22 protein-coding genes are annotated in these 23,483 nt (G+C 46.4%); 14 read left to right on the top strand and 8 right to left on the bottom strand.

Annotated elements, in window-relative coordinates; all coding sequences use genetic code 11:
* Positions 1-72: 72 nt before the first annotated feature.
* From NYR53_RS33560 to NYR53_RS33535, 6 genes are all read left to right on the top strand, one after another.
* A complete protein-coding gene (locus NYR53_RS33560; RefSeq protein ID WP_261303275.1) occupies positions 73-612 on the top strand; it encodes a C40 family peptidase in 540 nt (179 codons plus the stop codon).
* A 252-nt stretch (positions 613-864) separates the two neighbouring features.
* Positions 865-1,266 carry a pyrophosphohydrolase domain-containing protein gene (locus NYR53_RS33555; RefSeq protein WP_261303274.1) on the top strand — a complete coding sequence of 134 codons (402 nt, stop codon included), beginning with the start codon at positions 865-867 and terminating at the stop codon, positions 1,264-1,266.
* Between the two features lie 13 nt (positions 1,267-1,279).
* Positions 1,280-1,492 (top strand): helix-turn-helix domain-containing protein, encoded by a 213-nt coding sequence (locus NYR53_RS33550; protein ID WP_261303273.1) that lies wholly within the window; start codon positions 1,280-1,282, stop codon positions 1,490-1,492.
* Positions 1,493-1,667: 175 nt separating this feature from the next.
* A complete protein-coding gene (locus NYR53_RS33545; protein WP_028555213.1) occupies positions 1,668-1,868 on the top strand; it encodes a cold-shock protein in 201 nt (66 codons plus the stop codon).
* A 376-nt stretch (positions 1,869-2,244) separates the two neighbouring features.
* The gene (locus tag NYR53_RS33540; RefSeq protein WP_261303272.1) at positions 2,245-3,138 is read left to right on the top strand and encodes an RNA polymerase sigma-70 factor; all 894 of its coding nucleotides are present in this window, start codon (positions 2,245-2,247) and stop codon (positions 3,136-3,138) included.
* A 54-nt stretch (positions 3,139-3,192) separates the two neighbouring features.
* Positions 3,193-3,639 (top strand): carboxymuconolactone decarboxylase family protein, encoded by a 447-nt coding sequence (locus tag NYR53_RS33535; protein WP_261303271.1) that lies wholly within the window; start codon positions 3,193-3,195, stop codon positions 3,637-3,639.
* A 55-nt stretch (positions 3,640-3,694) separates the two neighbouring features.
* Here NYR53_RS33535 and NYR53_RS33530 read toward each other — a convergent pair whose 3' ends face one another.
* The 6 genes from NYR53_RS33530 to NYR53_RS33505 all read right to left on the bottom strand — a co-directional run bounded on the left by NYR53_RS33530 (position 3,695) and on the right by NYR53_RS33505 (position 11,371).
* Complete coding sequence (locus NYR53_RS33530; protein WP_261303270.1) at positions 3,695-5,011, bottom strand: ABC transporter substrate-binding protein; 1,317 nt, start codon at positions 5,009-5,011, stop codon at positions 3,695-3,697.
* A 146-nt stretch (positions 5,012-5,157) separates the two neighbouring features.
* Positions 5,158-6,774 (bottom strand): response regulator transcription factor, encoded by a 1,617-nt coding sequence (locus NYR53_RS33525; protein WP_261303269.1) that lies wholly within the window; start codon positions 6,772-6,774, stop codon positions 5,158-5,160.
* The gene (locus tag NYR53_RS33520; RefSeq protein ID WP_261303268.1) at positions 6,752-8,512 is read right to left on the bottom strand and encodes a sensor histidine kinase; all 1,761 of its coding nucleotides are present in this window, start codon (positions 8,510-8,512) and stop codon (positions 6,752-6,754) included. The genes NYR53_RS33525 and NYR53_RS33520 overlap by 23 nt, the downstream gene beginning before the upstream one ends.
* Positions 8,513-8,592: 80 nt before the next feature.
* On the bottom strand, positions 8,593-9,432 hold the full coding sequence (locus NYR53_RS33515; RefSeq protein WP_261303267.1) for a carbohydrate ABC transporter permease: 840 nt from the start codon (positions 9,430-9,432) through the stop codon (positions 8,593-8,595).
* Entirely contained in the window at positions 9,429-10,391 is a 963-nt protein-coding gene (locus NYR53_RS33510; RefSeq protein WP_261303266.1) for a carbohydrate ABC transporter permease, read from the bottom strand. The genes NYR53_RS33515 and NYR53_RS33510 overlap by 4 nt, the downstream gene beginning before the upstream one ends.
* 188 nt (positions 10,392-10,579) lie before the next feature.
* Positions 10,580-11,371 (bottom strand): putative protein N(5)-glutamine methyltransferase, encoded by a 792-nt coding sequence (locus NYR53_RS33505; RefSeq protein WP_261306610.1) that lies wholly within the window; start codon positions 11,369-11,371, stop codon positions 10,580-10,582.
* Positions 11,372-11,597: 226 nt separating this feature from the next.
* Here NYR53_RS33505 and NYR53_RS33500 point away from each other — a divergent pair, with 226 nt between their 5' ends.
* The 8 genes from NYR53_RS33500 (at position 11,598) to NYR53_RS33465 (ending at position 20,774) form a co-directional block, all read left to right on the top strand.
* The gene (locus tag NYR53_RS33500) at positions 11,598-12,566 is read left to right on the top strand and encodes a lysylphosphatidylglycerol synthase transmembrane domain-containing protein (protein ID WP_261303265.1); all 969 of its coding nucleotides are present in this window, start codon (positions 11,598-11,600) and stop codon (positions 12,564-12,566) included.
* A gap of 1 nt (position 12,567) precedes the next feature.
* Positions 12,568-14,028, top strand: coding sequence for an alkaline phosphatase family protein (locus NYR53_RS33495; RefSeq protein ID WP_261303264.1), 1,461 nt, complete (start codon positions 12,568-12,570; stop codon positions 14,026-14,028).
* Positions 14,021-14,767: a glycosyltransferase family 2 protein gene (locus NYR53_RS33490; RefSeq protein WP_261303263.1), complete on the top strand. Its 747-nt coding sequence runs from the start codon at positions 14,021-14,023 to the stop codon at positions 14,765-14,767. The genes NYR53_RS33495 and NYR53_RS33490 overlap by 8 nt, the downstream gene beginning before the upstream one ends.
* Positions 14,764-16,290 carry a hypothetical protein gene (locus tag NYR53_RS33485; protein WP_261303262.1) on the top strand — a complete coding sequence of 509 codons (1,527 nt, stop codon included), beginning with the start codon at positions 14,764-14,766 and terminating at the stop codon, positions 16,288-16,290. The genes NYR53_RS33490 and NYR53_RS33485 overlap by 4 nt, the downstream gene beginning before the upstream one ends.
* Positions 16,291-16,401: 111 nt before the next feature.
* Positions 16,402-17,415: a hypothetical protein gene (locus tag NYR53_RS33480; RefSeq protein WP_261303261.1), complete on the top strand. Its 1,014-nt coding sequence runs from the start codon at positions 16,402-16,404 to the stop codon at positions 17,413-17,415.
* A gap of 42 nt (positions 17,416-17,457) precedes the next feature.
* Complete coding sequence (locus NYR53_RS33475) at positions 17,458-18,939, top strand: copper amine oxidase N-terminal domain-containing protein (protein WP_261303260.1); 1,482 nt, start codon at positions 17,458-17,460, stop codon at positions 18,937-18,939.
* 92 nt (positions 18,940-19,031) lie between these two features.
* Positions 19,032-19,955 (top strand): FTR1 family iron permease, encoded by a 924-nt coding sequence (locus NYR53_RS33470; protein ID WP_261303259.1) that lies wholly within the window; start codon positions 19,032-19,034, stop codon positions 19,953-19,955.
* 21 nt (positions 19,956-19,976) lie between these two features.
* Positions 19,977-20,774: a Rossmann-fold NAD(P)-binding domain-containing protein gene (locus NYR53_RS33465; protein ID WP_261303258.1), complete on the top strand. Its 798-nt coding sequence runs from the start codon at positions 19,977-19,979 to the stop codon at positions 20,772-20,774.
* Positions 20,775-20,828: 54 nt separating this feature from the next.
* Here NYR53_RS33465 and NYR53_RS33460 read toward each other — a convergent pair whose 3' ends face one another.
* Positions 20,829-21,887 (bottom strand): YncE family protein, encoded by a 1,059-nt coding sequence (locus NYR53_RS33460; RefSeq protein ID WP_261303257.1) that lies wholly within the window; start codon positions 21,885-21,887, stop codon positions 20,829-20,831.
* A 199-nt stretch (positions 21,888-22,086) separates the two neighbouring features.
* Positions 22,087-23,421 carry a 5'-deoxyadenosine deaminase gene (locus tag NYR53_RS33455; protein WP_261306609.1) on the bottom strand — a complete coding sequence of 445 codons (1,335 nt, stop codon included), beginning with the start codon at positions 23,419-23,421 and terminating at the stop codon, positions 22,087-22,089.
* Between the last annotated feature and the right edge of the window lie 62 nt (positions 23,422-23,483).

The following is a 23,483-nucleotide window of genomic DNA, read 5'->3' as shown; positions in this document are numbered from 1 at the left end:
CGTAGTGTGGTAAGGTGTATTTAGGGCAAACAAGCCCATCACAACACGATCCATGAAGGAGGAAGTCCAATCATGCTAGTAGTGAAAAACAACCGCCTTAGCAAATCGTTAGTGGGGATAAGCCTAAGCCTTTCCTTGTTAACTTCAGGAACGATGTTCCTTAGTCCACAGTCCGCTCATGCAGCAACAGACGCTGCAGCAACCGCAACATACAGCGCAAGCGCAACGAGTGCCAGCAAAGCTGCCAGCATCGTACGTACGGCGCAATACTATATAGGTAAAGTTCGCTACCGATTTGGTGTTAGAGATACGAATCGTTTACTCTTAGACTGCTCGGCTTTTACGCAAATGGTATTCAAGAAGAACGGCATAACGATTCCTTGGGGTTCTAGCGCCCAAACGAAAGTAGGAACTCCTGTTAGGAAAAAATCGCAACTACAAAAAGGCGATCTCGTCTTTTTCAGCGTTAGCAAACCGGGCCGCATTAATCATGTAGGCATCTATTTAGGCAATGGTAAGTTTATTAGCAACACGACCAGCTCAGGTGTAGTTATTCGCGATATGAATACGGGATATTGGAAAGATAGATACATTACAGGCCGTCATTTGTAAAATTGGACAAGCAGCTCCCCGCGCCGGTGTCGCAGTCCAATAAGCGCGTTTTCCGCGCTTAACTGAGCGCTCCCGCGGCAATAAGCGCGAAAACCGCGCTTATCCGATTCCTCCCCCGCAAAGCCGCAATCCTAAGCCCTCACTCGATCCTCCTATCAGAAGGAGAATCGCAGTGAGGGCTTCTTGTTGACCAAGCATACTTTTAAATGGTATATAAAAGAAAACCGTTTGCAAGGGAGCAGAAGAATCGAAATGACCTTAAAACAAGCATTTGAAGATGTTAAAAAGTTTCATGAAACGTTTGAGCATCCAGTAGGCACATCCCCACAGCGCCTTTCCGAAAGCCGCAAAGCTGCTCGTCTAGCTTGGATGGAAGAGGAACTCCAGGAGTTCAAAGAAGCAGCCACACTGGAAGACGAAGTGGATGCGATGATCGATGAGTTATATTTTGTCCTTGGTACTTTGGTTGAAATGGGCGTGGAGCCTGGACCGATTTTTGACATTGTTCAGCATGCAAATATGTCCAAGGTATGGCCCGATGGACGAGTTCATAAAAATGAGACCGGCAAGACCCTTAAGCCCCCCCATTGGCAGGACCCATTCGACAAAATTAAAGCGGAAATTCGCAGACAGCAAGGCAACCAAAATGGCTGAGGAGGGCGCAGCAGTGGCGTTTCATACGAAATTAAAAGAGCTCAGACAACAGCAGAATCTAACTCTCCGTAAGCTCGGAGAGAAGGCGGGAATCAGCTATTCCATCCTCAATTCTATCGAAAATGGTCGAATCGAACCGTCGAAAGATGTCGCATTAGCACTAGCAATTGCCTTGAAAATAGAGGACAGGGAAGAGTTCTTAACTTTAGCAAGAAATCCCTTCTAGGGATAATTGCATTACATGATATTGTGTGGTAAAGTAATGTTAAGTCTTAAAGATTCAACCTGAATTGCGTATTGCAAAGGGTTATCATTAAGTTAATGAAACCTTTTCCAATGTGTAATTTTTTTGTTCGAAACAAGAAAAAAGACATGTTAATAAAACTTTGGAGGTATTACCCATGGCAGTAGGAACAGTAAAATGGTTTAACGCAGAAAAAGGATTTGGCTTTATCGAAGTTGAAGGCGGCAACGATGTATTCGTACATTTCTCCGCAATCACTGGCGAAGGTTTCAAATCTTTGGACGAAGGCCAACGCGTTGAGTTCAACGTAGTTCAAGGCAACCGCGGACCACAAGCTGAGAACGTTGTAAAACTGTAAGCTTAGCTTGCACAAATAGCATTCTCTAAGAACGGCTCTTAACTTAATGTTGAGGGTCGTTCTTTTTTTACATAAGAATTTATATGTTTTGGTCTGGAGCGAACTTTAACGAGAAGGCGTGATTGTAGGTTTGGTAAACCTGCAAATGTACATGCTTTTTTTCTTTAACTAGCTCATATCCGTAAATTCCTGCAATCGTGCAGGCTTTTTCGGTCCTTTTTAATTTCAGGATGGAAAAGCTAAAAATTCCTGCAGATTAGCAGGCTTTTCCACTTCTGAAGCGATTTTAGCAAAATAGCTGCACTTTCGCAGTTATTTTAGGCTTTGACGTATATTAATAGATACAATACATGCTTCCAAGATTGGAGAACATGGTATGGAAATGGAAATGGAAATGGTGTATCGCACTTATAAACACCTGCTTTTTACTGTGGCTTATCGGATGCTGGGATCTGTGTCGGAGGCCGAGGATATGGTGCAGGACTTATTTGCCACCCTGCAAACGCTAGATACGGATAACATCACCAATCATAAGGCTTATTTAGTTAAAATGATTACGAACCGCTGCCTAAACGACTTGAAATCTGCGCGTAAGAAAAGGGAAGTTTACGTTGGAGCCTGGCTGCCTGAACCACTCCTTATGTCCAATCATGCAGATCCCATGGGACAGGTCGTTCAAGACGAAACGATTTCCTATGCCTTTTTAGTGCTGCTGCAGGAATTATCATCTGTGGAGCGAGCGGTATTCGTATTACGGGAAGTATTGGGTTATGAGTACAATGAGGTTGCCGAAATGTTAAATAAGACCGAAATCAACTGCCGTAAAATCTATAGCCGAGCCAAGGTGAAAATTAATCAGGATAATGAACGAAGCTTGGGCAAGCTGGGTGACTCACAGCCACTTGTACAGAAATTCCTGAGTGCCGTTCAGACTGGGAATTTCCAAGATTTTGTTTCTTTGCTCACGGAAGATGCTGTGCTGGTTTCAGATGGTGGCGGCAAAAGACGTACGGCTATTCATACGATACTCGGGAAACAGCGCATTCAGGCACTCTTTGAAGGTATTGCAGGAAAAGGCTCACTGCAGGGGCAATGGCTGCCTTTTCTTATCAATGGTCAAGCTGGTCTAGTGCTCGTTAAGGATCATAAGGCTGATATGGTCATCTGTTTTGAGATGGAGAAGCATCAGCCGCAAGCCAATCATATTTATCAAATGATGAATCCGGATAAACTTCAGCATATTTCTTCCGTGTTGTCACAAATCTCCTGACTTATTTGTCTTATAAGGGCAACCCTAAATTAAACGCTTATGGAGGAGATTCACATGGAAGTTAGATTGAATTATAGTCAGGTAAACCCGGAAGCTTTGCAAGCGATGCTGAAGCTGGAAGGCTTTATTAAAACAAGCGGTTTGGATGCCAAGCTGTATGAGCTTATCAAAATTAGAGCGTCTCAGATCAATGGCTGCGCCTTCTGCATCGACATGCACACCAGAGACTTGCGGAACATGGGTGAAACAGAGCAAAGAATTAACTTGCTAACGGCTTGGCGGGAAGCTCCTTTTTATTCCGACAAAGAAAGAGCTTTGCTGGAATTGACGGAGACCGTCACTCGCATTTCGGAGAACGGAGTTCCACAAGCAGTTTATGAGAATGTGAGGAAGCATTTTGATGAGAAGGAGTATGTCGTTCTGATTATGGCGATCAATATCATCAATGCTTGGAATCGCATTGCCATTTCTACGGGAATGTTCCCAGCTGCGCAGGAATAACAAAAGAAGGCTGTCCTCAAGTAGATCTACATGAGGACAGCCTTCATTCACGTATTTATTGATAATCCTTCGCCTTTTTCACAAGCTCATCAAAAGCAGCTTCAGGCGTTATTTTACCGAACATCACTTTTTCACCGATACTCTTATAATCTTTAGCTGTATAGTTACTCCAGCCTTTAGCCCCAGCATTAAAAGGTTGAGCGTCAGGAGCAACATTTTTAATGAGTTCAATTTGCAATTTATCTGCCGGTGTTAACTTAGGTGTTAGGTATTCAAGCATTTTCTTGGAAACTGGCACGCCTCTTGTTGTCGTTAGAATGTCTGCGGCTTCGCTATCATTCACGAACCAGTCGATGAATTTCTTGGATTCTTCCACATACTTGGAATCAGCACTTACGGACCAGAACATAGAAGGCTTCAGCCAACCGCTGGACTTTGATCCTTTAGGCTGAGCAACGAGTGAGTAAGCACCTGGTTTTACACCCTCGTAACCTGGGAATAGCGCGGCGAAAGTACGTTTCATCAATACGCTGTCATTGTTCATTAAGTCAAGCTTTGCATCGGACTCTTTGTCTGTGCTGGCAATCTCAGCTGGAGGAACAACTCCGGCTGTACGCAGCTCCGTATATTTCTTAACAAAGGTCAGCCACGTATCTTTATCGAAGTTAAATTTGCCGTCTTCGGTGATCGGATAGCCTTTGCCTTGGCTAATTTGATAAGCAGAATACGTGGTATAATCGGATGTTGCATCCATCAACACATATTTGTCTTTCTCGAGCTTGGCTTTAGCGTCTTTACCGAATTGGAAGTATTCGTCCCATGTCCAGCCGTTTTTGGGTGGTGTAATCCCTAGTTTATCAACGGCATTCTTATTATAAATCATGCCAGTTGCATTATTGCCTAGCGCGATGGCATAAAGCTTATCTTTAAATTTCCCTGAATCAACGAGGGACTTGTCGATATCTTCGGTACGAATGCCTTTGGATAAGTCAGCCAGCTGGTTTCTCCCTGCATACTCAGCGAGCCAAGCCGGATCCATTTGGATAATATCAGGAGCATTTTTGGCAGCAGCTTGGGTAGCTAGCTTATCCGCGTAGCCATCAAACCCAGAGAATTCTGGCTCAAAGGTTACGTTCGGATGTTTCTTTGTATACGCTTCTAGTGCTTTTAATGTAGCGTCGTGCCTTGCCTGTGAACCCCACCATACAATGCGAAGCTTAACGGGCTGGGAGGTTGTAGCCGCGGGTGCTGCCGTTGCAGCAGGACTGCTTCCCGTAGTACTTGGTTTATTTCCGGAACCACATGCACTTAGGGACAGCGCTATCATGGCAGTCATCGAGAGCATGCTCCATTTTCTAATCTGCACTTTCATTGAAAATCCCCTTTCTCTACCTCATTATCTTTACAAGTTAATTATAGGACAACTGAAAAGAAGAAAAAGGAGAGTAATGAACACACTTCTTTCACTATTGATCACAATTTGGATCACAATATGACGACGAATAGGTACATTCCCGGTTATAACCCACTCTTACTTACTTCACTCGGGCTAATGCCATTATATTTTTTGAAAATAGAGCTAAAATAAGGGACGTTTTTATAGCCAACTTTTTCGGATACCTCATAAATCAAATATTTACCTTCGGCCAGAAGGGCTTGCGCCTTCTTCATCCGCACTTGTATGACGTAGTTCGTAAAGGTTTCGCCGGTCGCTTTCTTGAAAATTTGATTCAAATAATTGCGAGACAAGTAAAGCTGCTTCGACATATCTTCCAAGCTGATCTCTTCGGCATAGTGATCGTGTGCATATTGAATCATGAAATCAACCGCTTCTTTATGCTTGGAATTCTCGTTCCAATGGCGGCTGGTAGCAATGATATGAATTTTTCCCCGCAGCCATTCCTGCAATTGCTCTGGTGTTTGAATTTGAATAATTTCCGACTGCAGCTTCATGTCTGGAAACAGTTCATCAAGCACAATGCCCACGCTGTATAAGGAATAAGCAAATATCGCCCACAGCTCTGTACATAAATACTGCAAGTAAGCCGGGGTTATCGTCGACATGGTTTGCAAACGGTTGATATAAGCTTCCACAATCTGTGCAGCGGTTTCTTCTTTGGAATAGACAATCGCTTCCGCAAGCTCTTGATAAAACTTAACTGGACGAATAGCCAGTTCTTTCTCGGATGGAACGGTAGATCGCTGGTCTCCAGTAAGTGTCGGGATGATAGACATTTGCAATAAATCTAGAAAGGCTTCCTCGGTGGAGTCTGAAATTTCCTGCCAGGAATGCTTCATCTGGCCTAACCCTAGACGGATCGTTAGGCGCAGGTAAGTAAGGACACAGTCTGTGATACGCTCGCCAATCAATTGAATTCTACGCATCGCATCATCTTTCGAACTTGAACGCTCAACATGAAACATAATCGCAGCATGATGGCTGTGAAGCTCAATGAAGTCGGACTCCGGCCAATCTTCGGCCAAGATTTCTCTAATAATATTGGCCAATGCAAAACGAAACAAGTTCCAATCGATTAGCGATAGGTTAGCTGTGCGAACTGTACTCATCAGCTCTATACCCATCACGATGTGGTTTCTTTGCAGCCAGTAGGCTTGTTCAGATAGCAGAATGCTTTCCGCGGCAATCGTTTCATTAAAGGTGCCAGTAATGACCGACTTCAACCATTCTTGTTGGACAAAGGGCTCATACATCATCAGCCTTCTTTTGACTTCTTCTTGCTCTATTTTTTTCAGTTCTTTTATTTCCAATTCTTTAATGACTTTGGCCAGCACAGCCCCCAGCTCTTCAATGGTTACGGGCTTGGACAAATAGTCACTCACCTGCAGCCGCAGAGCCTGCCGTGCATACTGGAAATCGGCGTAACCGCTTAGGATGATCAGTTCACCAGGGAAATTAGCCTCCCGGAGCTTTTCAATCATTTCCAGGCCGTTCATCACAGGCATGTAGATATCCGTAATCACAATATCCGGTTGGGCTCTATTAACCATCTCAAGACCTTCGGCGCCATCACTCGCTTCACCGACTAATACGGCGTCAATGGACTCCCAAGGAATCGCCTTCTTCATACCTTCCAACACTTGAAAGTCGTCATCAATAATGAGTATTTTCCACATGATACCTCTCCTCGACTTCTTCTTTTTTTTGGATTTGCGGCAATAGAATGGTGACTTCGGTGCCCTTCCCTTCCGTACTTGTAAGATGGACCCCATAAGGAGGCCCGAAATAAGCCTCAATGCGTTCTTTCACATTTCGCAATCCGTAACCGCCTGTTTTCCTTGCCTTAGGTTGATCCCAGTCGGGTCGCAGCCCAACGCCATCATCCGAAACTTGAAATTGGATGTCTTGCCCTAGCAGCTGCACACTCACGCGGATTTCGCCTTTCTTGCGCCCGTGAAAACCGTGAATGATCGCATTTTCGATAAAAGGCTGCAGGGTTAGTCTCGGCACAAAGAGGTCTTTGGCTGTTTCGTCGACAGAGATGGTGAACGCTAAGCGATCACCCCAACGAATTTGCTGAATTTGCAAATAACATTCAACATGCGTCATCTCATCTGCGATGGGAATCAAAGTTTCACCATTGGATAGGCCGATACGAAACATTTTACCCATTAAAGAAAGGATCTTACTGATTTTCGTTTGACCGGAATCAATTGCTAACCAATTCAATTGATCCAATGTGTTGTACAGAAAATGGGGATTAATCATGGCCTGCAGCGCCTTAATTTCGGCTTCGCGTTGGCGCTTATGCTGAGCTTTCAATGAGATTAAAAGTTCTTCAATTCGTTCCATTTGTTTCCGATAACCGTTAAATAAATTGCCAAACTCATTGGTATAGTCCGTAGGCAAGTCCGAAACAAGACCCCGATCGGGAAGTTTATTCATAAAAGCAACCAAAAGCCGAATGGGATTGGTAAATTGTCTGGATATGAAGAAAGTAAAAAAGGAAGCGATAAAAATGGCGGATAAGCCAACGGATAAGAGAATTAGCGCTAATCGAATACTGCCGCCAATGATGTTCTTCCATGGAGTCACCTCAACTAGTGTCCAGTTCGAAGGGGATTTGCTCCATACAAGTAAGGATTCACTTTGTTGTTTGGCTGATAAATGAACACTCCCGGACTTCTCCTTAATCTGCCTAATGTTCTCGAGTTCACTCTCAGGCAGGTTGGAATCGCCTATTGAAGCAATTGTTCTGCCGCCTGCATCAACTAATAGTCTGCTTCTTCCCTCCGTTTCACCTCGAATCAAATTCTGGATCTCGGATGATTTCACATTAAGCAGGAGCAAGCCGTAATAGATGCCCGAGTTATTGTATAGCTTTCTTGCAAAGCTGGTAACCGGCAGCGAGCCTTTATTGGTTTGAATCGTACGTTCTTTAATCCAAGCAAAATCGTTATTCTGGATATCTGAAAACCAATCCTCGTCCTTCACTTTCCGCAAATCATAAACGCGAATTGGTCCCTGAGCATCTGAAACGAACGGATGTTCGATATATAAATAAATGGATTGCACCATTGTCGTGCTATAGGTAATGCTGGCAAGTAGTGCTTCCAAATCTTGTTTGCGTTTATTACGCTCGAATAAGTCGGTATCTAGCGGATCAAACCCAATGATATCGATATTTCTGGAGGCTGCAAGAGACATTTGCTCAATAGAGTTCAACTGAGTGACCAGGCGCTTATTCAATTCATTTAACAGATCCTGCTGATAATTGGCGGTATTGTCAGCTAACTCGCGAGAAGTTAGGCTGTAGCTGATCCAGGAGGAAATGAGCAGCAGCACGGCAATGAACGCGGCGAAGCTTCCAAAGAACAGGCGACCGATGCGAACACGCTTGAATAAGTTAAACACAGCAGCTCCTCCTCATTTACTTCCATAAAAGTGGAAAAAAGGCTGCAGGTAGCGCAACCTTTTTCCTTTTTTCTATTATTCTATCCTTTCACTGCACCCGAAGCAATGCCATCGACAAAATGGCGCTGCGCCATGAAAAACACAATCAATGCAGGGAGAATAGAAACGAGCGACATGGCTAGCAATTGTCCCCACGGAAGTGCAGACTGGCCATCGACGAACAGCTTCAAGGCAAGACCAACGGTGTATTTACTTACAGAATTAATATAAAGCAAGTGTCCGAAGAAATCGTCCCAATTCCAAAGGAAACAATAAATGGCAACCGTTACGAGAGCCGGCTTAGTTAGCGGCAGCACAATGCGCCAGTAAATACCGAACCAGCTGCAGCCGTCCATTTTGGCCGATTCATCCAACTCCCGCGGAATGCCGCGGATAAACTGCACCAGCAAGAAGATGAAGAACGGTCCTCCGATACCGCCTGCTAAGGCATGTGGAACATAGAAAGGCAGATACGTATTGACCCAGCCCCATGTATTAAACATGATGTACTGTGGAACCAATGTCACTTGACTGGGGAGCATGAGGGTAACCATTAGAATGGAAAACCAGAAATTTTTCAATGGAAAATCCAATCGTGCGAAACCGAAAGCCACCAAGCTGCAGGAAAGAATAGAAGTGATAAGAACTCCAGCAATCAATTCAAAGGTATTTAAATAAAAATGAGTAAAAGTAAACTTAGGGATAGCTACCCACCCTTGGCTGAAGTTGCTCCATAACCACTCTTTAGGAAAAAGACTGGGCGAGCTCATCTCCGCGTTCGATTTAAAGGAGGCTCCCACCCACCATAAAATGGGATATATCATGACTAGACTAAAAAGCGCTAGTAAGAAATGCGTTCGAAAAGTTCGTGCTCCAATCATTTCTTTCTCCCTCCTTCGGTTTCATAGAATACCCAGTAACGGGATGAGGCGAAAATTAAAGCCGTTACGATCGCAATCACCACAAGGAGTATCCAAGCCAGAGCGGAAGCATAACCCATCTCATATCTAGAAAAGGCGCGATCATATAGGTATAAAGCGTACATGTACGTGGAGTTAATGGGTCCGCCTTTCGTAATAATGAAAGCTTGCGTAAACATTTGAAAGGAACCGATCGTTTGCAGCACGAGATTAAACAATAGTACAGGCGACAGCATAGGTAAGGTAATACTGAAAAATTGTCTGACTTTAGATGCGCCATCCACGGAAGAGGCCTCGTATAACTCGGCAGGTATTTGTTTTAATCCGGCTAGGAAAATAACCATTGAAGAACCAAACTGCCAAGCAACCAGAATAATTAAGGTACCTAATGCCGTATTGGGATTGCTAATCCAACTGATCCCCTCGATACCGAAATAACTTAAAAATCGATTGATAAAGCCGTTGATACCGAAAATATTTTGCCAGAGAATAGCTACAGCAATGCTGCTCCCTATGAGTGAAGGCAAATAGATGAACGTTCGATACACGGAAATCCCTTTTATTTTCTTATTGAGCACTATCGCAACCATTAAGGCGCTGAAGAGCTTGATGGGCACGGATAAAACGACGAAAAGAATCGTTATTTTCAATGATTGACGAAACATTTCATCGTCTGCAAAAATACGCTCATAGTTTCTTAGGCCAATCCATTCAGGCGCATCTAACAACGTATATTTAGTGAAGGAATAATACATCGATTGAACCATCGGCCATAAGGTTAACAGCAGAAATCCAAGTAACCACGGGGAAATAAAGAGATAACCAGCTATGGGCGATTCCCAGCGTCCTTTCAGGGTGAATGCTGTTGTCTTTTTGCGTGAAGAAAGCTTTGGGTGAGTAATGCTAGTTTCAGGCTTCATCCGGGTAAACCGCCTTTCATTTCAATAACACCTTTACATTTAGTATAAAAGGTATTGCCCACCTGAAAAATGAGGGTAATGAACACAATTCATTCACAATCGAACAAATTCAATAAACAAAAACCCAGTCAAAACACCAAAATGAAGTGTTAGACTGGGTTTTATTAAGCTGCTCTGCTAAGCAGGGTTCATCTCTCGTTTGCGGAAAGGCCGGGCATGGTTCCTATTACGACGGTGGCGTCCAGTTCGTCTAATCTGGCCACCTGCGGGATCAGCCCATTGCTAGCGAAAAGTTTGGCTGTCTGCGGCGCCTGTCGCTGACTAGTCTCGACCAGAAGATGACCACCCGGTGCCAGCCAGATTGGCGCAGCAGCCACCACCCGGCGCTGGACGTTAAGCCCATCCGCTCCCCCGTCAAGCGCCACTAGCGACTCATGAATCCGAGCCTCGGGAGGCAGCAGCCTGATCGCCTCGGTGGGGACGTAAGGTGCGTTGGCGACCAAGATGTCGACGCGGCCTCGCAGAATGGCGGGCAGCGGCTCGTAGAGGTCGCCTTCATATACGTGACCACTGGCGGAAGTGACGTTGCGGCGGGCACACCGTACTGCGGCTGGGTCGATGTCGGTGGCGTGCAGCTCGATCCGTTCTAAGGCGGCAGCCAGTGCTGTGCCCACAGCACCTGAGCCGCAGCATAGGTCGACCACTACGGCTCCTGACTGTGCGAGGACTGCGGCTTGGCGAACGAGAAATTCTGTACGGTGGCGAGGTACGAAGACTCCTGGATCCACGGCTATCTTTAGACCGCAAAACTCCGCCCATCCGATGACGTGTTCGAGAGGCAAACCGGCGACTCGGCGATCCACCATGGTGACGAGATCGTCCGGCGTCCGAGCTGCTGAGATAAGTAACCGGGCCTCCTCTTCGGCGAAAACACAACCAGCTGCTCGAAGCCTGCTGACATAGATTGTTTCATTAATAATTTAGCTTCACTCTCTTTCGAATAAATCCATCAGATCTCCTATAGAACATGATAACAAACATATAAGGAGAATGCGGATAAAGAATCGCTATAGTCATTCTATCCGTTATCCAAAAGAGTAAGATTAGGTTGACGTAGCCCCCTAAACCGCCTATACTGACCATGATTCTCATTCTCACATACAACTAGTTTGAGGTACCCTTACCTAAAAGAAGGTCACAACAAATATGCCAACAAAGAAACAATTTGTTCGTTATATGGCGCTCCTTTTGATCGTTTGTTCTATTTTTTTAACATGGCAATGGTTCGATTCGAAGGAATGGCTCCGCGACATTGAGCTCCTTTTCCATCAACCTGAGTGGTTGATCTTCATGTTCGTCGTGTACCTGCTCTCCTTCCTTCTAAAGGCCGCGGCTTGGCGAATTTACACAGGATCTGAGGTTCGATTCAGCATTTATTTTCATGCCATTAGCTATAGCTTGCTCGTCAATCATCTACTTCCTGTGAAAGCGGGAGATGGCGTTCGTGTTGGCTTATATATGAAGCATGGGGAGAAATCGTGGGAGGAAGCGTTCCATTCCGTTGCGGTCATGCGATTGCTTGATATGCTCGTGCTTGCTGGAATTGGGGGAATCGGTATTATTCGGTTAGGTCTTCCCTCATCTTGGATCTGGGTGACGGTGTTGGCTGGGGGAACCGTGATTTTCGCAACAGCGCATTACCTGCCTGTGATTCGCAAAATCCCGTTCATAGCCAAGCATTCGGCTTATTTTCATCTTAAAATGCTTTCTGGCAAAGGGTTCGTTATTGTAGGCTTGATTGCTTTAAGCTGGATCCTAGAAGCAGGTGTTATCTTTGCTGTTGCTCGCATGATCGGCTTGCAGCTTGGGACAATCTCGCTCGTTTGGGCGAATAGTATGACGATTGCCGGACAAATTTTTCATATTACCCCAGGTGGGATAGGCACTTATGAGAGTACGATGAGCGGGTCACTTGTCTTGCTGGCCGTGGATGGCAAGGATGCTTATAGAGCGGCGCTTGTGTCGCATACATTTAAATTTCTATTTGCTTATACGTTAGGGGCGTATTCACTTGTGCGAATGCCTTTACATTGGCGCGAGATGAAAACCTGGATTGGACGGCTTACGAGTCACAAAAAACCATCATGGAATGGCAACGCACGGAAGGATGATTAATATGAAAAAAGCTTCATCGTTTGAAATAGTCGCAGCTCGCTGCTGGAACTTATTTAATGAAGGAAAACCGTTTACCCCGATTTTTGTTGTAGGCGTCTTTCTGCTCTACCATATTGGCATTTGGTCTGATCCTAGCTTTTGGAGTGCCACTGGTTTGGGGCTGCTGGTGACCCTCCCTCTTTTTGTGCTGTATTATTGCTTTGATTTTCCGCTATTTTTGCGAAATTATTTATGGATGCCGCTAATTGCTGCGCTTCTGATTTGGGATCGGTCTGATTTCTCGCTTTATTTGCTAGCACTAGGGTTGTTTTACTTCTTTACGGTGTATTTCTGGGGCACTTTTTACTATCATCTGCGAATTGGGACGACTTGGTGGAATTTTACACGATTCTGGAAATTAGTGTTGAAAAATAGTGACTCAACTAGCGGCAATGCGCAGGAGCAGATGCCAAAGTTTTTGCTGCTGCTTTTCGTATGGAATCATTATTACCGTCAGTTTGAGGCAGGCGTTTCCGCTGATGTGGGTACGGGGCTTCTATTTGTGGGCGGCTTGCTCATATACAGCTTCATTCTCCACTGGTATATATTTGACTGGAAACCAGCCGAAATCCCTACATACACACGCGATTCAAGCGATGTACAAGCGGGTGGGCAAGCGCTGAACAAGAAGGTTATTGTGATTGTCGTGGACGGAATGCGCAAAGAGCGCTTTGAAGAAGCCGATGCACCATTTATGAAGAAACTGCGAGCAGAAGGCACGGAGTATGCTCAAATGGAAACTGTGTATCCTGCGCGTACCGTGGTCTGTTTCTCTTCGATGTTCACGGGTACTTACCCGCGCGAGCACGGTATTCGCTCCAATATGGTTTGGAGGCTGGGTATTCGGGTTGAAAGTATTTTTGACTCGCTGCGTAAGGTTGGTAAAAAAGGACGTCTGCTCGGAATAGCGCATTTAATCGACTCCATGGGAGATGATGTTGAAAGTGTGACCGCTGTGATGCATAACGATGTCGCGGATCGTAATATTATCGAACGGGCGAAGAAGATCATGGCCGAACAAAACCCGGATTTACTCGTTGCTCAATTGATTGGTGTTGACCAAACCGGTCACAGCCGAGGTGTTTTATATGACGATTACACGCAAAAAATCGCAGAAGCCGATAAATTAATAGAAGAATTCGTCGGCTGGCTTGAAGAGCGCGGCATGATGGAGAATACGACACTCATCATTTGTGCCGATCACGGACAGGCTGATGGGATTGGCGGACATGGCCATTTGGATGAGGGTGAGCGCTATGTGCCTTTCTTCCTGCATGGTAAGACCATTGAGGCCGGCCATCGCATTGATGAAAAGCATTCCCTTGTATCGATGGCTCCAACTTTGGCTTATCTGCTGGGAGCGCCATTCCCTAGCCATAGTCGCGGACCTGTCTTGACGGAGGCAATCAAGCATCATGACTAAGAAGAAAATCATCGTTTTTATGCCTGCGCATAACGAAGAAGAGAATATTAGCGGGGTTATTGCCCGCGTGCCGAGAGATTTCCACCCTCATTATGAGGTGGAGGTGCTGGTGATCGACGACGGGTCCAAGGACCGCACGGTCGCCGCCAGCGAGGCAGCGGGAGCCGACCACATTGTGTCGTTCCCGCACAATAAAGGGCTCGGCGCTGCCGTTCGTGAAGGGCTGAAGCAATGCTGCCTGCTAGGCGCAGACATAGGCATCATGATTGATGCGGATAATGAGTATCCGCCGGAGCAAATTCCCGATGTCCTTGCGCCCATTATCGCCGGGCGCGCGGACTACACCTTCGGCTCACGCTTCAAAGGGCAAATTCAAGGCATGAAGCTACATCGCCGCTTAGGCAACTATACGTTCACACTGCTGCAGGCGGTTCTGCTGCGCAGATGGATTTATGACGGGCAATCCGGGATGCGCGGATTTTCTCGCGATGCGATGGAGAATGCCGTGATTGTCCACGACTATAACTACGCCCAGGTGCTCACGTTAAACTTGGTTCGTCAAGGCTACCGCTTGGAGGAGATTCCGATCTCGTACCAAGTTCGGACCAAAGGGCAATCCTTCATCAAATTTAGACAGTATGTAACCTCCGTACTTCCAGCAATCTATAAAGAAATGAGACGCCCAGTCTCCAAACGCAATGTGAATCCACAGACGAATCGAGATGATGCGGGCGTATGAGACTTAATGCCATATGGTTGGCGCTGTTCGCATCTGTGGTTATTGCTGGAGTGACATGCCTGAGTATTGTCTACGCCAGCACCTTTGCTCTAACATGGGACGAGGTCGATTTCACGTTGGCTCTGCATCGGTATGATCTACTCGCCATGCAGCCTCATTTTCCGGGTTATCCGTATTTTATTCTAGGCGGTTGGCTTATTAACCAGTGGATAAATAATCCCGTTAAGGCTTTATCTGTCTTCAATACTCTAGCTGCCTTAAGCTCCGCGCTACCGGTGTTTTTACTGGCAAACCGTCTAACCGGCAGCGGGATGAAGAGCCTTTTACTGCCTGCGCTCGTATTAAGCAGCCCCTACATATGGCTCATGTCCTCACGTCCCATGTCGGAGTGTGCGGGTATGGCCTTATTGTGGTGGTTTCTTTGGAGTATCCGATTTGCTATGGATCACCCAGGTTCGCTGCTTCGTCATGGTCTGGCGCTGCTGATGTTCGGCTTCCTAATGGGTACACGCTTATCCTTCTTTCCATTCGGTTTGGCGCTACTGCCGCTCTGGTACGGAATTTGGCAGTACGGTGCGAGCGGTTGGCGGAAATGGTTGAGGCTGGGGTGCTCGGCCTTGGCAGCACTGCTGTTTCAACTGCTTTGGGTGGCTGGTTTGGTGCTTTCCGAAGGAACCCTCGCTGGTTTCTGGAAGCTCTCTCTGGCATTCGTAGAAGGACACTTCTCCGAATGGGGCGGCGGTGTCATCTCTACCCCGATGCCGCTTGGAGAACGAATCTACCAACTTATTGCACACAATTTACTGGGATCAGCCCTGCTGGGCGGTTCCATTCTCATTGGCATATGGCTCGTCATTATTGTCGCTGCAGCGTTTATAGGTCGGAGATTTGCGCCTGCTAGTGTGCAAGGCAATGAGAATCGACGATATATCTTTTGGCTGATTGGCTGCGCCGTTTTGTACACGCTATGGGCTCTTTTTGGTCAAAATATTGAGAAACCGCGTCATATCGTTCCTGTAGTAGTCCCCATTTTGCTTCTTATGTTTACTTTTATCATTCGAACTGCAGAAGGACTCAGGACATCCGCGCATGGTACGCGTCTATTGAGAATAGCGCCAACGATCTTGTACGCCCTCCTCATTAGCCTCATATCCATTCAAGTCGTATACGGGGCTCAGCTTCAGAAACGGCAGGCTGTGGAAGAGCCAGCGGTTTATCAGCTTCATGACTATGTAAGCCGTTTGCAAGGGCCTCTCCTGCTCTTTACATGGGAAGAAACGAGAGTCCTGCAGTACTTGCAGGCTGACTACGATCATCAGCGTATCTACACGTACGGGTACTTTCAAACGTTGGCTGGGGCGAATCCCGAGCGGCGTGTGCTGCTCACCGATCATGTCGTTCAAGGCTTTGAGCAGCAAGGCAAATCGGTGAAGGAGCATTTGAAGCTGCTTGCTGAGTTTAAGTCGGACGCTCTATTTGACCCGGCGTATGGCCACGTTATTTTATATGAGTGGGTGCGTTAAGACTGTATTTATCTTTTCGGCAAAGTAAAAAAATGGTTGACACAAATATGGACAATGATTATCATTATCAATGACAACAGGGTTCCAAACAATCATATCAGGGGTGAAGACATGAAACGATGGCTACTAGCCGGTTTGACTTTTGTTCTAGCGGCATTGATCATCCTGCCGTCCTCCGCGCTGGCCTATTCGTATGGTGACGCCAATACAGAAGCAGTCGCTGAAACCTTTAAGCTGGTTCAAACCAGTGTAGGCGATGGAGCGAACAATTGGGGCGCAGCGGAAGGTGCTTACAAGGAGATAAGAGCAGAACTCGTATCGCACTTCGGCGATGGAATAGCTACCACTCTGGATGCTAATTTCCAGGCCAAAGATAGTAAAGCAGTCATTGCGAATTTCAAATATGTCCTTGTGATGAACTTGGATCGACGGTTCACCTATGCGATTAAAGGTATTGATGATTATGCAGAGTCTAAACTCTTGCTAGCCAAAGCTAAGGCGACCTTTGACACGCTGGAGCCTTATGTGGGAGCGGGCTCGAGTGATATTAATAAAGCTTTCGAAGCTGCGCTTGAAGCGCTAGGGAATCCTGGATTGTTCGGTGTAGGGAAGAAGGATGTACAGCCAGATGTTTTCAAAGAAAAGGTCAATTATATCTATGGTAAGGTGAAGCCTCTGTTCCCTTATACGGCTTACGTCAAGCCAGCTGCACCAAGTGAGGTGACTCCTGTTCCTAAGCCGCAGGAAACGGCGAAACCGGCGCCTGCTGCAAGTGCTAAGCCAGACCAACCAGCTGCGGCGGGTAAAGAAGCTAAACCGACAGAGACGAAGTCACCCGATGCCGCTGCTGCGGTGGAGACGAAGTCGCCTGAGCCTTCTGCAACGGCTAGTGCTAGTCCAACGCCAACCACGGAAGCGGCTCAGCCCACAACGGCTGTAGAAGCGCCGGCTAAAGCAACGGGTTCGGATGCCAAACAAGTTGAGCCTGCTAAGGAAGCATCTGCACATGCACCTATGGAGCGAACAGATAAAACGAATCCGCTAGTAAGCGTAGCTGTTATCGGAGGAGTCATCGTTCTACTAGGTGGAGGCGTATGGTTCGCTCGTAAAAGAAAGTGGATTTAAAGTTATTATTAAAATATGAGATGAATAGAGGAGAAACTTATTATGCGTAAATTTCTAGCTGCTGCTTTAAGTGTTTCACTAGCTTTATCCAGTGTTGTTACCGTTACATCCGTTGCTTTTGCAGAAAGTAAATACCAAATCACGGAAGATCAAACGATCGCTGCGTCAATCAAGTCTTTCACGGATATCAAAGCTCTTTTCACAGATAAAACGGTACTTGCAGATGTTCAGAAATTATACATAGATAAATTCCAAACCGAAGTAAAACGTATTGATACAACGATTAAAGCGGACGATCCTAAGATTGATGCGAATATCACACTTGTCCTGGACAGTGCTATCAAAGGCGATTTGAAAGTCGACCAAGCGAAACAAGCGATTGATAAAGGCCTACAGTGGTACTATTTCTTGGCTGTACGTGATTTGGTAAACAACCAAGTACGTCCTGCTTTGACCAAAGGCGATGTTGCCGGTGCGAAAACGGCTTTTGATAAAGTTGTACAAATTTATGAAGCTGTTCTAGAACCAAACGTTGTGAAACGCGACACGAAATATAGCTTGAACATGGTTGCACTTTTGAAAACAACGATTGAACTTATGCAAAAAGATATTAAAGAGAATAACTTGAATGACTTCAATGTTCACCGTCAATTCCTTGACAAAACGTTGATCAAAAACTACACACTCGCAACTTTTACATACGCTGAAAGCATTGCTACTAAGGCCCAAGCTGATCAAGCTGCAGCGATTACAGAAGGTTACTTCCTCTTCATGCCGGTATACACGTACCTAAGAGGCGGCAGTATCGCTGATGCTAACTTCGTAAGAGATGCCTTCGCATCCGGCGATGTAAGCAAAATCAAAAAAGATGAAATCCAAAATGCCCTACACCGTACAATGATCGGTAAAGTATCTGAATATGTGAAGCAAGCATTCACGAAGCTTGAAGCTGGTGACCTGCAAGGTGCACGTGGATATGCGGCAGAAGCCAACATGTTCCTTGCTAGCCAAGAAGTTTTCTTAGGTAAAGAGAAATTTGCGGCGGCTGTTGAAGTGGCAACGAAATTCTCAAACGCTGTAGACGCATCCGATCTGGCTGCTGCACAAGAGTATGGCTTCCAAGTTCTTAAGTTCCAAGTTGGTAAAGATGGTTCGAGTTTGAAAATTGGCAGCAAGGATTATCAAGTGGATGGAGCTGCTTTCTCAGCTGAGAATGCGCCTTTCATTAACGCAGATAGCGGACGTACATTGGTGCCGGTTCGTGTTATTGCACAAGCGATTCAAGCTGGGGTTGAATGGGTAGATGCAACGAAAACAGTTGTTATTACCAAAGATGGCAAGAAAACAGAAATCACTTTAGGATCCGATCAAGTCGTAGAGAATGGTAAAGTGAATGAGAAAGTCAAACTGGATCAACCGGTTATTATCGAAAACGGAAGCTCCTTCATTCCATTGCGTGCTGTAGCTGAGTTGTTCAGCAAACGTGTATTCTACCAAAATGGTGAAATTATCATTCTTCGTTAATCATTTCATTCATAGCGAAGACACTTGTGCCTAGTAGGCGCAAGTGTCTTTCAGCATGCTGAAGCAAGGAAGAGAACTGGGGGCGGCGGATTATGGATTTACAGGCATTTCTCATTACATTTCGTGAGGCGCTTGAGGCCATTCTCATTGTTGGTGTCATCGTTACGTATTTAACGCGTATTGATGCCGTGCACTGGCACAAATGGGTGTGGGTTGGTGTGTTTTTGGCTCTGATCGTTAGTTATGGCTTGGCTCTGGCTTTCCAGGTTTTATTGACCGGATTCGCCAGTATGGGCAGCCAAAATTACTTGAAAATTGGCATTATGCTCGTCTCTTCCGGGCTGCTGACCCATATGATCATGTTCATGGGCAAACAAAATAGCGAACTGCAAGGGAAAGTTCAGAGCAAGGTTGCACATATTCTAACCATTGGCGGCGCCATTAATATGGTCGTCCATTCGTTCTTAGTCGTTGTGCGCGAAGGCGTGGAGACGGTTTTCTTCTTTGCAGCAATTACAGGAGGAAACATACAGAAAGCACTCCAAAGCTGGGGAGCGCTGGGCGGACTCATTCTGGCTGTTGTCATTGGCCTGCTTTTTTTCAAAGGGACGAAGAGAATTCGGTTGGGCACGTTCTTTCGCATCACTAGTGTGTTTCTGATGATGATTTCTGCGGGTTTGTTCGTGCAAGCCATCGGCATTATGCAGGACTTGGGTATCGTTGGAAGTTTATATCGGACGGCAGGACACCAAATCGGTGAAATATATAATATAACGGGCATTATGCCAGAGCATCCCATTGATGGAGTGCAATATCTCCGTGATTTTGGGAAAGAACCGCTTATTAACGGTCAAGTCGGCATTTTCTTCAAAGCTTTTCTAGGCTATACGCAGAACCCTTCCCTGGAAGAATTCGTCGGTTACTGGGGATACTACTTCTTGGTATTCATCTTGCTTGCCGTTCAGAAGAAGCGTCATGAACAGGAGCAGGCAGAGGAAGAGAAAGTGGCTGCGTGATAGCTGCAGTAGGAATTTCGAATGGTTAAGCATAAGGGGCGAGAACTGATGACGATGAACATAGGAATTGTTGGATACGGTCATGTTGGGAAGGCGATACATGCTTTGTTTCCAAACGCTGCGGTTTATGATGCACCTATGCAGGTGGGCAGCCAAGCGGAGGTAAACGAAAGCGATGTCGTCTTCGTCTGTGTTCCGACTCCCTCGCTCCCGAGCGGCAAATGTGATACGTCCATCGTGGAAGAAGTGATTACTTGGCTGACAGCCAAAGTCATTGTGATACGCTCGACAGTTCCTGTAGGGTTCACTGACGCTATGAAGGAACGAACGGGGAAAAGCATCGTGTTCCAGCCGGAATACTATGGAGAAACCGTGGATCACCCCTTTTCGGATTTGCGTCATCGGACGTGGCTTACATTTGGAGGCGAATCTGAGGATGTTAGCCTTGTGATCCGTGCCTATCAGCAGGTGTATAACGCAGAAGTGAGAATCCGGCGGACGGATGCACGCACAGCCGAAATGGCGAAGTATATGGAGAATTGCTTCCTTGCGCTTAAAGTGTCGTTTTGCAATGAGTTTTATGATATTGCCGGAGCCCATGGAATTGATTACAATGAGCTGCGGGAAGTTTGGCTCGAGGACCCGAGAATCGGCCGCAGCCATACCTTTGTGTATGAAGAAAGTCGCGGGTACGGCGGGAAATGCTTGCCGAAGGATGTTCATGCGCTGATTAGCATGGCGGACGAGAAAGAAGTTAACGCCGATTTAATGAAGTCTGTTCAACGGAAAAATAGCGACCTTCGTGCATTATTCGAATGATCGTAGACAAGCCTCCATGTCCACGGATTGCTCGTGGGTCTGGAGGCTTTTTGGTTAGATGCCGTCTTGAACAACCGTAATGGTGCCCATATTTCCTACATAGATGCGGTTTGTTCTTATGTTTAGAGCCATATTTCCTGCGGATTTCCTTGTACGAAGCTTCGTTAAGCGCGTGTTGGTTCGCCCGCTGTAAACGAATAAATTTCTTTCTTCGGAATCCCCTACGAACAAGTGGTTCGTGAGTGGATTGACGAGAATCGATGAAAATGTCGGGATCTTTAAAGTCTTTACGATCTTATTCGTTTGTCCGTTAAGGACGAAGAGCTTGCCGCTGCCTTCTTGCTGCGCACTTGTGACATAGATGCGATTCGTCAGCGGGTTCAAAGTGATCTCGCTTTGGCGGCTTCCTAGTTGAATCGGGATACTTTTCCCGAGGGTGCGGCCATGTATCAACGAAGTAAAACGACTCAGATTGTTAGCTAAGTAAATACGATTGGTCACGCTATTGATAGCTGGTTTAATAATAGGATTACGACCTACTTTGATCGTCTTAACGACTTGAAGCGTCTTCCCATCAATCACATGAACGGAATCACTGCTTACATTCGTGACATAAATGCGGTTCGTCCGCTGATTAACAGACACCATCGCTGGTGATCCGCCAACCCTTAACGTTTGGAGAACTCGGCTAGTGCTGCCGTCAATGACGCTTATCGTCCCGCTCGTATTGGCTACGTAGATTCGATTGCTGCCTCGGTGGATACCAAGGCCAAAAGGACGCAACCCAACGGGAACGGCCGTCAGTACGCTGTTTGTTTTTCCGCTAATTACGGAAACGGTGGCATCCCGAAAGTTCGTGGCATAGATGCGATTGGTACGAGAATTTACCGCAAGGAAAGTGGTGCCATCGCCAGCCTTCACATTTCGGAGGACCTTATTGGTCTTCCCATCAAGGACGCCAACTTGGTTTTCGCTATGAACAAAATAGACACGATTCGTTACTGAATTCGTTTGGATATCACCAACATCCCCGGCAACTTTAACAATTGTAATGACTTGGGGCAACGTTTGCGACAATCGGGCAAGAGTGTGGGAATCTCGATTATGAGCCATGGAAGTTCCCCTTTCAATGAACATAGTAGTACTACTATATGAACAATCGTGTAAGGGGGAACCTTTGGCTAATCCAAATTATTTAGTGCAGTACCAGATGTGCTATCTGCTTTGCAGTCATTGGGGGACGCAAAAACAGCCTGCAAACCAACTAATGCTACGCTCGTTGGTTTGCAGGCCTATATGCGTTAGCCGCTGCTTAGCGCAGGTTGGCTCGCTTCAGCAACCGCTGGATGGAGCGGTTCGCTTCGGGCAGGACGATGTCTTTGTCGATCGTCCGCATGATGCGGTTTTCCATGACGATACGACCGTTAATGATCGTCGTTTCCACGTCAGCTCGCGTTGCGGAGTAAACGATGCGAGAGATCGGATCCACGTCGAAGGACGGATACGTGTGGAAGTTGTTAAGATCGAGAATGGCGAGGTCGGCCTTCTTGCCGACCTCGAGGCTGCCGATCTCCTTCTCCATGCCGACCGCGCGGGCGCCACCAATGGTCGCCATGCGGAAGACCGTCTGCGCATTCATGGCCGTCGGCCCGTGCACCGGCTTCTGGATAAGCGCAGCCAAACGCATCTCGTTGAACATATCGAGATTATTATTGCACGGCGCGCCATCCGCTCCTAGGCTGACGGAGATATCGAGCTTCAGCATATCAGGCGTCTCGGCAATGCCTGAAGCAAGCTTCAGGTTAGAGCCGGGACAATGGCTCACATGCACGCCCCGTTCATGGATGATGCGCTTCTCTTCCTCATCGAGCCAAATGCAGTGCGCCAGAATAAGGCGCTCATTCGCCAAACCGAGATGATCGAGATAGACAACATTGCGCATGCCAGTCTCGGCCTGCACAATCTCAATCTCGCCGAGATTCTCAGATGCGTGCGTGTGCACTTTCACTTGGTACTGCTCCGACAGGCTGCGGACCTCACGCAGCAGCTCTTCCGTACACGATATGACGAATCGTGGAGAGAACGCGTACTGGATGCGGCCATCGTCGTGGCCGTTCCATTTCTCCAATAAATCGACACTTTGCTGGAGCGATTCGGAGGTCTTCTCTTGCAAAGCAAAAGGAACTTCGTCCCCTTTGTCCATCATCACCTTGCCGGATAAAGCGCGAATGCCGCTCTCCGCGATAGCTTGAAAAGCAAAGTCGGTGTGGTGCACCGTCTCCATATCGACGATCGTCGTTGTACCGCTTTGAATCAGCTCGCCGATGCCAAGCATGGCGGAATAATAGATCGATTCCTCATCATGCGAGGCTTCAAGCGGCCATATCCGCGTTTTCAACCAATCCATTAGTTCCAGATCGTCCCCTTTACCGCGGAATATAGTTTGGCATAAATGAATATGGGTTTGAATGAAGCCTGGAATGATCGTACGATGCTTGGCGTCAATCACCTTATCCACCTGTGCTGGATTCAAATCCGGACCCATTGCTGTAATTCGGTCATTTTCGATGAAAATATCCCCAGTAATAATATCTCCATTGCCGTTCATGGTCACAATTTGCGCATCTTTAATTAGAATGGTTGTCATCATTAAGCCTCCTACTCCTATTATTGTATGAAGCAATGGACACAAAAAAACTAGCCATGAAA

Source organism: Paenibacillus andongensis, assembly GCF_025369935.1.
GTDB classification, from domain to species: Bacteria; Bacillota; Bacilli; order Paenibacillales; family NBRC-103111; genus Paenibacillus_E; species Paenibacillus_E andongensis.
The sequence above is the reverse complement of the archived record's forward strand: the minus strand, read 5'-3'. Positions and strand labels throughout refer to the sequence as shown.